The sequence below is a fragment of the Myxococcales bacterium genome, from assembly GCA_016703425.1.
Taxonomy (GTDB): Bacteria; Myxococcota_A; Polyangia; order Polyangiales; family Polyangiaceae; genus JADJCA01.
In genome coordinates this window covers 244,009-256,427 of sequence record JADJCA010000001.1, presented here as the reverse complement: position 1 = coordinate 256,427, position 12,419 = coordinate 244,009, and the positions used below count along the sequence as shown (strand labels likewise).

Sequence of the window (12,419 nt, the reverse complement as noted above, 5' to 3'; positions counted from 1 at the left end):
CCGACTTTGCTCCGTCGGCTGCATGGACGAGATCACGAGCGCAGTCCGCGCCATGTACGAGCAGTTCCCCTACCCGCCTGTCGCGACGCCGCAGATTCGCGTCGGGAGCGACGCGCGCCAGCTCCTTTCCTACGGCAAGCTCGCGAGGAAGAAGGGTCGCCCGCTTCGCGTGCTCGATGCGGGCTGCGGGCGAGCTGCCGGGCTCTTGGGCGCCGCCGCCATCCAGCGAGACGTCGAGTTCGTGGGCATCGACCTCAACCGCGTCGCCCTCGAAGAGGCCGAAGGCGCGGCCAAGGCGCGCGGCATCACCAACGTGAAGTTTCGCACCGTCAACCTGATGACGCTCGAGGAGCTCGACGTGCCCGACGGGGGCTTCGACGTCATCGTCTCGTCGGGGGTGCTTCATCACCTCGCCGACCCAGCGCAAGGCCTCGCGCGCCTCAAGGCCGCGCTCGCACCGCACGGCGTCATCTCGCTGATGGTCTACGGCCGCGAGGGCCGGCACGCGCTCTACCGCACCGTGCGGGCGCTCGATCTGTTGGCGCCGCGGACCCTCCCCGTGGAAGAGCGGCTCAAGACGGCCCGACAGCTCGTCAAGACGCAGGCCGCCGACGCGCTCTTCACGGGGCCCTTCGCGGACGCCGCGACGGTGCCTGACGCCGAGCTCGTCGACCGCTACCTGCATGTCCACGAGACGAGCTACAACGTCCCCGAACTCTACGCGCTCCTCGCCGACGCACACCTGACGCCGCTCCGCTGGAACGAGCCCGAGCTATGGGACGTCTCGCAGATCCTCCCGCCGGCGCTCGCCGCACGAGCCATGGAGCTTTCGCCGTGCGAGCGGTACGCGCTCGTCGAGACGCTCACGCATCGCTCGATGCTCGACCTCGTCGTCGCCCACGACGAAAACGGGCCACGGCCGCCGCCGAGCGAGGCCGCCGTAGAGGACGCCACCTTCGCGGTGAATCCCGACGTAGCCTTCTCCGTAGAGACGCGCAGCTTGCGCGGCGAGGTACGCCCCGAGCGAGTGGTCGTGAAGCGACGCCGCCAGTCCTTCCCGCTGACCTCTCCGACCATGGCGGCCGCTGCGCTCATCTTGCGCGAGCAGACGGCGTCTTTCCGCGGCGGCGAGCTGGCTGCGGCGCTCAAGCCCTTTGGCGTCGGGCGCGTCGAGGCGCGCGCCCTCATCCTCGAGCTCTTGCGCGTCGATGTCCTCTACGCGCCCCACCCCGCCGACGCGTGAGGGGCGACAGCAACGACAGCGCCGTGGCTACAGGCCGCTCGCGATGGCGACGCGCACCACCTCCATAAGTCGCGCCACGGCGGCCTTCTCGTCGCCGGCGGCGGCGGTCGCGAACGACCCCGTGTCGATGGGCTCATGGATCGTGACGGCGACGGGCACCTTGGTGCGTGTTCCGACGCTGTGCGGCGGCAAGAGTGCGAACGTCCCCTTGATCGAAATCGGCAGAATGGGCAGTCGGCCCCGAAGCGCGAGGTAGAAGCCGCCCTTCTTGAACGGGCCGAGCGTTCCCGTCGTCGACCGCGTGCCCTCGGGCGCGATCCAGACGCTCGAACCGGACTCGAAGAGAGCGCGAGCGCCCTTGTCGAGGTTGCCGATGGCCTTCGACCGATCGTTGCGATCGACCTCGATCATGCCGGCGCCGCGCATCGCGCCGCCGACGATGGGAATGCGGAAGAGCTCCTTCTTGGCCACCATGCGGAGCTTGCCGCCGAAGACGGCGTAGACCACCGGGATGTCGTAGAACGACGCGTGGTTGCTCATGAGCACCATGGGCCGATTCGCGGCGAGGTGCTCTTGGCCCAACACCTCGAGCGTCACCCCCGCTCGCGCGAGGACGCGGGGCGCCCAGTTGGCGAGGCGCGCGTCGCAGACGTCGCGGTCGACGGTGCCCATGGCCGCCTCGACGACGACCGGTGCGCAGATGCCGAGCCAGTCGGCCACATTCTTGACGGAGACGATGACCGATGCCATGGGCTTCTCCTCCTCGCGGGTGCCTAGCGTGTTAGAGCTTGCGTGACGACGGCGGAGGCGGCGTCGAGTCGGGGCGCGGCGGCGGCGGCTCGATGCTGGAACGAATGGGGTCGCGCGACAGCTCCGGGTCCATGTTGTGAACGAGCTGGCGGAAGTGCAAGAACACGCTCTGGGTGATCGACATCACGGGGACCGCGAGGAGGGCCCCGGTGGTTCTGAAGAAGTGCTCGCCGACGAGCAACGAGAAGATCACCAGCACCGGGTGAATCTTCGCCGCGTCCCCCATGATCTTGGGGTTCAAGAAATTCGCCTCGATCTGGTGAATGCCAATGATCCACGCGAAGACGAAGGCGCCGGTGAAGAACGACTGCGTGAGACCGATGGCCACCGCCGGAATCGTGCTGATGATCGAGCCGAAGATCGGGATGAGCGAGAGCACCGTCGCGATGATGGCGAGCACCGGCCAATACTTCAGACCTGCGATGCCGAAGCCGATGGCCGACAAGACCCCGTTGACGAGGCAAATAATGAGCTGCCCGCGGACCACGCCCGAGAGGCCGCGATCGATGCGCGTGAGCAAGAACTCAAAGGACGGCCGCGACGCCGGCCGAGCCAGCGACAGGAAAAACGCCTCGATGCGCTCCTTCGTGAGCATCAAGTAGGCGGCGATCATCAGCGTGAGGCCGAAGATGAAGAAGAAGCGGCCAACCCCGAAGACGATGCCGCTGCCGATGCGCGCGAGTTCGAGCGCGTTCTCCTTCACATAGGCCGCGCTCGCTTGAATCGATGCGTCGACGACCTTGTCGGGATCAAAGCCCTCGGGCCCGTCGTCGCGCTCGATCACGTGGCCTTCGCGCGTCTTGCGGACCTCGATGCCCGACGCGAGCTCCACCGCGAAGGAACCGTCGCTGCGTGGCCGGATGACGAGCGCGGGCTCGCGCGGCGCCACCGGTACGCCTTCGTCGTGTTGCGGCGAGAGCACGCGCAGCTTCTCTTTGACGACGGGGATCCAGTGTTGGCGAGCCTTCGTCGCCATCGTGGGCAGCTCCCGCGCCAGGCCCGTCAGCTCGTGGGCCATGCGCGGCGCGATGGTGCGAATGAAGAGGCCCATGGTGCCGAGCACCAGCACGTAGACGAGGACGATGGCAGCGCCGCGTGGGACGCGCTTCTTCTCGACCCACGACACCACGGGCATGAGCACGTAGGCGATGAGGAGCCCGAGCACGACGGGCAACATGACATCGCGCGCCAGGTAAATGGCGAGCACGAGGGCGAGCGCCGAAACGCCGAGGAACGTGGGGCGAGCCGCGCGTGAGCCGCGGAGCGCTCCTGAAAGGTCGAGCATCATGGGCGCGAGTGCCGGAGGGCCATGTCGCTATACCGTAGAAGCGGGCCGGATTCGAGCCCTGAGCGGGAAGAGCCGAGGTCCGACGGCCTGACAAAATGCGAGAGGCGCGGCCCCTTTCGAGGACGCGCCTCCGCGTTGGGCCGCCGGTCAAGCGACTCCGGAGACCGGAGCCGTCACCGGCGGTAGCCGCGAGCGACTACTTCTCGCCCTTTTCTTCCTTGAGGTTCAGCTTCTCGCCGAGCTTCTGCTTGATGAGCTCGCCGATGGTGCCGCCGCCCTTGGAGTCGCCGTCGGACTTCTTCGGAGCCTTGGACTCGCGCTTCGGAGCCGAAGCGGAGCTTTGGGAGCTCGTCTGTTGACCGGCCTCACCGATGCGCATCGAGAGCGTCATGCGACGGTCTTGCGTATCGAGGTTGGCGATCTCGGCCTTCACCGCGTCGCCGATGGCGAGCTCGCCCTCGGTGCCGTCTTCCGCCTTGGGGAGGATGACGTCGCCTTGCGAGATGAGTCCCTCGACGCCCTCGCGGACGCGAACGAACACACCGTAGTCGACGAGCGAGATGACCTTCGTGTCGACGACCTTTCCGGGGGGAAACTCGTTGAAGATGGTCGGCCAGGGATCGTCCCAAAGCTGCTTGATGCCCAGCGAGACCTTCTTCTCGTCGTGGTTGATGCTGAGGATGATGGCCTCGACATCGTCGCCCTTGTGGAAGAGGTCGGCGGGGTTGTTGACCTTGGCCGTCCACGAGAGGTCGCTCTTGTGAACCATGCCGTCGACACCTTCTTCGATGCCGATGAACACGCCGTAGTCGGTGATCGAGCGGACCTTGCCGCCGATCTTGTCGCCCGGGTGGTACTTCTCGGTGAAGAGCGTCCAGGGATCGGGCTCGAGCTGCTTCAAGCCGAGCGAGATGCGCTTCGACTTCGAGTCGACCTCGAGGACCTGGCACTCGAGCTCCTGGCCGATCTCCATGAGCTTCGACGGGTGCTTGACCTTCTTGGTCCAGCTCATCTCGCTCACGTGGATAAGGCCTTCGACGCCCGGCTCCAGCTCGACGAACGCGCCGTAGTCGGTGATCGACATGACCTTCCCCTTGACCTTCTTGCCCGGGGGGTAGGCCTCTTCGGCGTGGGTCCAGGGATCTTCCTGGGTCTGCTTGAGACCGAGCGACACGCGCTCGGTCTCGGCGTTGTACTTGAGGACCTTGACCGTGACTTCGTCGCCCACCTGGAACACTTCGTTCGGGTGATTGACGCGGCCCCAGCTCATGTCCGTGATGTGGAGCAGGCCGTCGATGCCGCCGAGGTCGACGAAGGCGCCGTACTCGGTGATGTTCTTGATGACGCCCTTGACGACCTTGCCCTCTTCGAGGGTCTCCAAGGTGCGCGTCTTAATCTGGTCGCGCTCCTTCTCGAGGAGCACGCGGCGCGAGAGGACGATGTTTCCGCGCTTCTTGTTGAACTTGATGACCTTGAATTGGTAAGTCTGCCCGATCAGCTTGTCCAAGTTGCGGATGGGGCGGAGATCGACCTGGCTTCCGGGGAGGAACGCCTTCACGCCGCCGCGAATGGTGACCGAGAGGCCGCCCTTCACGCGCTGGCTGATGGTGCCCTCGATGAGCTCGTCGCGCTCGCAGGCGCTCGAGATCTCATCCCAGACCTTCATCTTGTCGGCCTTCTCTTTCGAGAGGGTCACGAGGCCGTCGTCGTTTTCGCGGCTCTCGATGTAGACGTCGACGTTGTCACCGGGCTTGACCGTGACTTGGCCCTGCGCGTCGGTGAACTCGCTGGCGGCGATGATCCCTTCGCTCTTGCCACCGATGTCGATGATGACGTTGTCGCGGTGCACCGCGACGACGTAGCCCTTGACGATCTCTCCTTCTTTGGAAAATTCGCCAGTTTGGACCTTGAGGCTCGCCTCGAAAAGCGCGGCAAAGCCTTCGCCGCCGCTGCTGCTGCTGATCTCCGTAGTCGTCATGAGGGAAAAAAAGCCTTTTCTGTTGAGATCCGGGAACGAAGCTTCGCTCTCGCGAGTCTGTGCTTGCGCCCGGTTCCAGCGCCGAAGCCCTTCCGGGAGCCGGCGCTGGGTTGGGGTTGCCCGCGTGCATCGAAGATGAGCGCGGCCTTAGTCAGGCCACAAAGACCCAACGGGGGAGGTCGGGTACCTAGCTTGCATGGGGTGCCCTGTCAAAGGGCGAGGCCCGGCGGTCGGTCTAGCGAGGCGCCTCGATTTGCGTCGGCGCTGGCGCGGGCGGCGGAGGTCGGGGCGCGCGGGCCCGAACCCAGAAGGCGACTCCCGCCCCGACGGCGGCCAGGACGGCGCCCACAAGGGCCCCTACGAAGAACCACGCGCCGCTGCCGGAGCGTCGCCTCCGCTTCTTCGAGCGCCCGGACTTTGAAGAGGACGAAGACGCGGCGGACTCCTTTTTGACGGGCTCCTTGTTGAGGGGCGTGGGCTTGAGGGGCGTGGTCGGTGGCCGCGGAACGGTGACCGGCTCGGGCGGGTCGAGGAGCTTCGGCGTCTGCGGCGTGCGGGGCTCGGCCGTCGCGCTCAGGGAAGAGCGCAACATCGCCGGAGCCGTCACGTCCACGAAGGAGTCCGCACCGGTCCGCCTCGCCGTCGCCTGGGCCGCCGCCAACAGCGCCTTGGAGAAGTCCGCCGCCGTCGGCCAGCGGGCGTCGGGATCGCGGGCGAGGCCCCGATCGATGGCGCGCGCGAACTCCGGCGGAACGTGCGGCGCTTGGGCGCCCAGCGAGGGAGCCCGCTCGCCCTTCACCTTCATGAGCCACGACTCGTAGGTCGCGGCCTCGAAGGGCAGCCGCCCCGTCAGCATGGCGTAGACCGTAGCCGCCATGCCGTAGACGTCGGCCCGCGCATCGGCCGCGTAGGCGCTGCCGTATTGCTCGGGCGCCATGTAGCCCGGCGTGCCCACGGCCGTTCCCGGCAGCGTTCGGTCTTGTTGCGACGTTGTGCCGAGGCCGGAGCCCATCTTGCTCACGCCGAAGTCGAGGAGCCGCGGCACCTCCACGCCCCCGGCATCGCGACACAAGAAGATGTTCCCGGGCTTGACGTCGCGATGAACGATGCGGCTCTCGTGCGCCGCCGAGAGGCCATCCAAGACGCGAAGCGCGATGTCGAGCGCGCGCGGCAGCGGCAAGGGGCCGTCATCGATGGCGTCTTGGAGCGTGCGTCCCTCGAGCAGCTCCATGGCGACGTACGCGCCGTCGGGCACGACGCCGCACTCGTAGACGCGCACCACGTTCGGATGCGACAACCGAGACACGGCGCGCGCTTCGCGCATGAGCCGCCGCACAGACTCTTCGTCGGTGCCGGGAGGCACGACCTTCAGGGCCACGAACCCGCCGCTGCGGAGGTCGCGGGCCCGGTAGACCGAGGCGAAGCCGCCGCTGCCAAGGCACTCGAGCGCCTCGTAGGGACCGAGCTGGAAGGAGCTCGAACCGGGGCTCGAAGCAGGGCTCGAACCAGGGCGCGAACCAGGCGGAAAGTCGCGGTCCATGGGCGCCGCACATGTTCGCACGGCTGCCGGTGAAATTCCCCGTAAGTTGCGGAGCCGCGGCCGCTCGTGCCTGCGTGTCCCGGCGGATTGGCAGCAAACGCCCCGCAGGCCACCACGGCTCCCGGCGCGATCAGCGGTTCATGGGCAGCGAACCTTGCGATAAGATAACGTTCCTCGCGCGTCCCAAGCGACGCGGTGGCGCCCGTCGCCAGCAAGCGACCGACTCGCGGAGACCTCCTTGAAGAAGCCCGGATCGACGACCATCCGCACGCAGCCCGCGCAATTCAAGCCTCGCGAGGCGCGCATCGCGTTGGTCTTCTACCATCGCGACGGCGCCAAGGTCTTCACCATGCCCGAGGGCGGCACCGTCGTCGTCGGCCGCACGTTCCCCGCCGACGTGGTCGTCGAGGACGCCAGCGTGTCGAGGAGTCACGCGCGCTTCACCATCGAGGACTCGGAGGTGAAGTTCGAAGATCTCGGCTCCACCAACGGCACGTGGCTCAACGGAGACCGTGTCGAGCGGGGCACGCTGAAGGCCGGCGACGAGGTCCGCCTCGGCGACGTGTCGGTCGCGTTGCACGCCGCCAAGCGCCCCCAAGACGCCGAACTCCATGGCCTCGATAGCTACGAAAACTTCTCCGAGCACGTGGAAGAGGAGCTGACGCGCGCGCGCCAATTTGGCCGCCCCCTCGCCGTCCTCGCGCTGAAGGTCGAAGCCGGCAAAGACGACGCCTTCCCGGTTCGGCGTTTCGCGCCGCAGGTGCTCGCGGCGGTGCGTCCCGTCGATCGCGTCGCGATGTATTCGCCGAGCACGCTGGTGGTGCTGCTCCCGGAGACCACCAAGGCCGCCGCCCGCGACTGGGTCCAGGGCATCGTGAACCAAGACGCCGACCTTCGAGCGGCCGTCGTGGCGTTCCCCGACGGTGGCGCCGCTTCTCTTGAGGAGCTGCTCGGCCAAGCCCACGACTCGCTCTCCCGCGCGACAGCGAAGAGCACGGTCTTCGCCGCGAGTGACGAAGATCAGGGCAAGCCCAGCGGCAAGCTCGTGGTCAAGAGCGCGCGCATGCGTGAGCTCTTCGAGCTCATCGATCGCGTAGCGCCGTCGAACCTGCCGGTCCTCGCGCTCGGCGAGACGGGCAGCGGCAAGGAAGTCGTCGCCCGCGCGATTCACGACGCATCGGGCCGTCGCGATCACCCGATGCGCTCCGTCAACTGCGCGGCCATTCCCGCCTCGCTTCTTGAGGGATTGCTCTTCGGCCACGAACGGGGCGCCTTCACGGGGGCCGAGCGGACGACCAAGGGCATCTTCGAGCAGGCGCACCACGGCACCGTCTTCCTCGACGAGGTCGGCGAGCTCTCGCCAGCGGCGCAGGCCGCGCTCCTGCGCGTGCTCGAGACCAAGCAGGTGGTACGCGTCGGCTCCGACCGCGAGATCGACGTCGACGTTCGCGTCGTGGCGGCCACCCACCGCGACCTCGAGACGATGTGCGAGGCCGGCACCTTCCGCTGGGACCTCTTCTATCGGCTGAACGCCATCATGCTCCAGGTGCCGCCCTTGCGAGAGCGCCCGGAGGAGATTCGCCCGCTCGTCGAACACTTCATCGCGGAGGCCAACAAGGCCAACGGGCGCAGCGTCCGCACCGTCGAGGAGCGCGCCTACGACCTGCTCGCGCAATACAAGTGGCCGGGCAACGTCCGCGAGCTCAAGAACGTCATTGATCGCGCCGTGGTCATCGCTCGCGGCACGGTCCTCACGGTCGCCGACTTGCCCGATCGCTTGAAGCGCGACATCACCTCGACGGTGGCCGGGCGGCCGAGCATCCCGATGCCACAGATGGCCGCCCCGAGCGGCATGCCCTCCGTGAATCCGCCCATTAGCCCCATCGAGATCACCAACTCCATCGAGGGCGATCTCGATCTCGAAGAGGGTGCAGACTACAAGGAGCGCCTGCGGGCGCACATGGCGAAGATCGAGAGCGACATCATCCTCGAAGCGCTCCAGAAGGTCGGCGGCAACCAGACGGCCGCCGCGAAGGCGTTGCAGATCCCACTGCGCACCCTACGCCACAAGCTCCAGACGCTGGGCATCAAGAAGAAGTACGAGTAGCGCCCGGCCTATCGCGGTGCCGAAAGCACGAGCTCGACGACGAGTTCCGCGCCTTCGCGGAGCACGCGCGGCACCACGGGGAGCGTCCAACCGAGCGCCTTCGGCATGATCTCAACGGCCCGCCGCACCGTTGGCTCGGCGCGCTCCGCCGCCTCCGCTGTCTCGTAACGCAGGGTGGCGCGCACGCTCGACTGCGCCGCCGCCGCCCCCGCCGACGCCGTCGGTGCCACCGTCAGCGCCGCCGCCGCCAGCCCCACAAAGCTCGGCCTGAGCTGCGGCCCCGCGCGGCTCCGAAGCGCGCCGAGCGTCTCGCCCGCGAGCTCGACGGCGAGGGGCCGGTGGAGCTTCGGCGTGTACGACGTGACACCGCGTTCGAGAGCGGCCCGCACGTCCTCCGTGCGAGGCCCGACGGCTACGACCCACACGCCCTGGGGCAATTCGAAGAGCTTCGCACGGAGCTCTGGGCCGCCGGTCGCGAAGGCGCGAACACGACCGCGCGCCACCTCGCCGGAGGCCGTGAAGAGCGCTCGGCCGCGCTCGTCCTTCAAGTCCGTCGGTGACGTCCCCGTGGGGAGCCCCGACGCGACCGCCACGACGTCGCGTCCCTCGCGGTCGCGCACGGCGACGACGAGATCTTCCGCCTTCGAAACGACCGCGAGCGTCGAACCGCTGCTGCCTTCCAGGCGTCCGTGCTCGAGGGTCCGCTCGAGGGCTCTTGCAAAGAGAGGTCCGAGCACCGGGTCGCGGACCAGTTCACGCGGCGCGACGCGCACCACCAGATCACGCCTTGCGTCGACGAGCACATCGCCAAGGTCCGTCGCTGCCGAAGCCGGCGCGGCTGATTTCGAAGGGTTTCGGGCCCCTGCGCTGTGCGCGCTCTGGCAAGCGCTCAGGGCGAGCGCACCAACCAGCGCGAGGCCGCCAAGACGCGCGCGCGCGCACGCAACCTGGGTCAAGTCAGCCGGCGCGATACGCGCGCGCCTTGTCGACGACGACACGAACGGCCTCTTCGATGCTCATGGCCGACGAGTCGATCTCCTCGGCGTCGTCGGCTCGCCTTAGCGGCGCCGCCTGCCGGTTCGTGTCCTGCTCGTCGCGACGAAGCACATCGGCGAGCGTTTGCTCCAAGGACACGGTTTCGCCCTTCGCCGAGAGCTCGTCGAAGCGACGCTTCGCGCGCACCTCAGCCCGCGCCGTCAGGAAGAACTTCAGCTCTGCGTCGGGGAACACCACGGTGCCGATGTCGCGACCTTCGAGCACCACGCCGCCTTGCTCGCCGGCTTGCCGCTGGAGCTCGAGCAGCGCCGCGCGAACCGGCGGGTGCGCTGACACGGTGCTGGCATCCATGCCCATTTGTGGCGTTCGGATCGCGTCGGAGACGTCTTCACCGGAAAGGAAGACACGCACACCCCGCGCCGCGTCGCGCTCGAGCACGATGGCGTGGTTCGCCGCCAGCTCGCGCGCGAGGGCGCCAACGACCTCGCCGTCACCGGCGGCTGCGCCTTGCCGGCTCGCCGACAGCGCCACGGCTCGGTACAAGGCGCCGGTGTCGACGAGGACGTAGCCCAAGGACTCGGCGACGCGCCGCGCGACGGTGCTCTTGCCTGCACCGGCAGGGCCGTCGATGGCGACGATGGGACGCGCTCGCATGGCGCGCACGCTATCGCAAAGCGACCGCCGGCACCACCGGCTCGCGCCTCTTCGCGCTAGGCCGCGGCCGCCGCGTGAGGCAAGGGAGCGGGCAGGTCCACGGGCACGGGGTCACGGGGAGGGAGCTCCGAGGATCAAGCCACGTCGATGCGGGCCCCCAGCGCGCGCATCGTGCCGACGAAGCGCGGGAAGCTCGTTCGGATGTTGTCGACGCCACGGATCCGAGACGGTCCGTCGGCGAGGAGGGCGAGCACGCACGACGCCATCGCGATCCGGTGATCACCCGCTGCGTCGACGTCAGCGGCCGAAAGCGGCCCCTCGCGACCTTCCACCTCGATGCCATCGAGGCGCTCTTCGGCGCGAACGCCAAACGCGCGGAGCGCTTGCCCCATCGCCGCGAGGCGATCGCTCTCCTTCACGCGGAGCTCGCCGGCGTCGCCGATGCGCGTGACGCCCGCGGCCCGCGCCGCGAGGACGAGCACGATGGGGACCTCGTCGATGGCGCGGACCAAGAGCTCACCGCCCACGGCGATGCGCGACAAGGGCGCGTAGCGCGCTTCCACATCCCCCACCGGCTCCGTCATCACCTCGCCGTGGTGCTCGATCGTAAGGCCCGCGCCCATGTCCCGCGCGATCTCGAGGAAGCCGGTCCGCGTCGGGTTGAGGCCCACGTCGCGCACGACCACCGTCGAGCCCGGCACCAAGGTCGCGGCGGAAAGAAGGAACGCCGCCGCCGAGAGATCGCCGGGGATGGTGCCGAGGACCGGCGAGAGGCGTCCGTCCCATCCGCTCGGGTCCAAACACAAGACGCCGGCTGCGGTTCGCAAAGGTGCGCCCGTCGCCGCGAGCATTCGCTCCGTGTGGTCACGCGAGACAGAGGGCTCGGAGAGCGTCGTGATGCCGTGGGCCATCAAGCCCGAGAGCAAGATGGCGCTCTTCACTTGCGCGCTCGCGATGGGGCTCTCCCACTCGAGGCCCGCCAGGTAGCTCCCCTCGTCGACGCCGGCGATGACGAGCGGCGCCGTCACCGAGTCGCGCTCACCTTTGGGATCGGCGCGGCGGCCCTCGATGCGCGCGCCGCGAGCTGAGAGCGGCGCGAGGATGCGTCGCATCGGCCGCCGCGAGAGCGACTCGTCGCCGACGAGCGTTGACGAGAAGGCTTGCCCCGCAAGGAGCCCGGCAAGCAGGCGCATCGACGTGCCCGAGTTCTTGCAATCGAGGGGCGCCTTCGGCGGCACGAAGCCGAAGAGCCCCCTTCCCTTCACGGTGACCTGACTTTGACCGCCCGGTCCCGTCTGCTCGTCGATGTCGACGCCGAGCGCGCGGAGGATCTCGCCGGTGGCGCGGTTGTCTTCGCCGACGGAGGCGATTTGAAAGCGGCTCGTGCTGGCGCCGAGCGACGCGATCATGAGCGCGCGATGGGCGATGCTCTTGTCCGAAGGGAGCGGCACGCGCCCCTTGAGCGGCGCCGCTTGCGGATGGACGAGGAGATCAGTCACCGAAGGAGGCGAACACGAGGAGGCCGCCGGCGAGAGCCGCCGAGGCCCCGACCATCCAGACGCCGAGGGTGCGCGCCTTCGTCCGTCCGCCGTGACGAATGAGTGAGCCGCCCACGAAGCTCAGCGCAAAGCCAGCCACCGCGAGCACCGCAAAAATGAGCGAGAGGGCTCGAATTCCGTTTCCCGACACGAAGCGCCAGAGGAACAAGGAGACGAACGCGAGGTGTGACGCCGAGCTGGCCGTCCCAAGCGCTCGGGCCGCCAAGAGGAACGCTCCGCCGGGTTTGGGTAGGGCCATAGGGGA

10 protein-coding genes are annotated in these 12,419 nt (G+C 68.2%); 2 read left to right on the top strand and 8 right to left on the bottom strand.

The window, feature by feature from the left end; genetic code table 11:
• Nucleotides 1-22: 22 nt before the first annotated feature.
• Nucleotides 23-1,243, top strand: a complete 1,221-nt coding sequence (locus tag IPG50_01060) for a class I SAM-dependent methyltransferase (protein MBK6690792.1) — start codon at nt 23-25, stop codon at nt 1,241-1,243.
• Nucleotides 1,244-1,270: 27 nt separating this feature from the next.
• Here the strand turns inward: IPG50_01060 and IPG50_01055 are convergent, their stop codons facing one another.
• The 4 genes from IPG50_01055 to IPG50_01040 all read right to left on the bottom strand — a co-directional run bounded on the left by IPG50_01055 (nt 1,271) and on the right by IPG50_01040 (nt 6,859).
• Nucleotides 1,271-1,993, bottom strand: a complete 723-nt coding sequence (locus IPG50_01055) for a 1-acyl-sn-glycerol-3-phosphate acyltransferase (protein ID MBK6690791.1) — start codon at nt 1,991-1,993, stop codon at nt 1,271-1,273.
• A 31-nt stretch (nt 1,994-2,024) separates the two neighbouring features.
• The gene (locus IPG50_01050; protein MBK6690790.1) at nt 2,025-3,341 is read right to left on the bottom strand and encodes an AI-2E family transporter; all 1,317 of its coding nucleotides are present in this window, start codon (nt 3,339-3,341) and stop codon (nt 2,025-2,027) included.
• Between the two features lie 196 nt (nt 3,342-3,537).
• Entirely contained in the window at nt 3,538-5,319 is a 1,782-nt protein-coding gene (locus IPG50_01045) for a 30S ribosomal protein S1 (GenBank protein MBK6690789.1), read from the bottom strand.
• A gap of 235 nt (nt 5,320-5,554) precedes the next feature.
• Entirely contained in the window at nt 5,555-6,859 is a 1,305-nt protein-coding gene (locus IPG50_01040) for a serine/threonine protein kinase (GenBank protein MBK6690788.1), read from the bottom strand.
• A gap of 349 nt (nt 6,860-7,208) precedes the next feature.
• On the opposite strand from IPG50_01040, the gene IPG50_01035 reads away from it, so the two are divergent.
• Complete coding sequence (locus IPG50_01035; protein MBK6690787.1) at nt 7,209-8,966, top strand: sigma 54-interacting transcriptional regulator; 1,758 nt, start codon at nt 7,209-7,211, stop codon at nt 8,964-8,966.
• 8 nt (nt 8,967-8,974) lie between these two features.
• Here the strand turns inward: IPG50_01035 and IPG50_01030 are convergent, their stop codons facing one another.
• From IPG50_01030 to IPG50_01015, 4 genes are all read right to left on the bottom strand, one after another.
• Nucleotides 8,975-9,922 (bottom strand): hypothetical protein, encoded by a 948-nt coding sequence (locus tag IPG50_01030; GenBank protein MBK6690786.1) that lies wholly within the window; start codon nt 9,920-9,922, stop codon nt 8,975-8,977.
• A gap of 1 nt (nt 9,923) precedes the next feature.
• The gene (locus tag IPG50_01025) at nt 9,924-10,616 is read right to left on the bottom strand and encodes a (d)CMP kinase (protein MBK6690785.1); all 693 of its coding nucleotides are present in this window, start codon (nt 10,614-10,616) and stop codon (nt 9,924-9,926) included.
• Between the two features lie 134 nt (nt 10,617-10,750).
• Nucleotides 10,751-12,115 carry a 3-phosphoshikimate 1-carboxyvinyltransferase gene (aroA, locus tag IPG50_01020; GenBank protein MBK6690784.1) on the bottom strand — a complete coding sequence of 455 codons (1,365 nt, stop codon included), beginning with the start codon at nt 12,113-12,115 and terminating at the stop codon, nt 10,751-10,753.
• Nucleotides 12,108-12,413 (bottom strand): hypothetical protein, encoded by a 306-nt coding sequence (locus IPG50_01015; GenBank protein ID MBK6690783.1) that lies wholly within the window; start codon nt 12,411-12,413, stop codon nt 12,108-12,110. Before IPG50_01015 ends, aroA begins: the two co-directional genes overlap by 8 nt.
• Nucleotides 12,414-12,419: the final 6 nt, after the last annotated feature.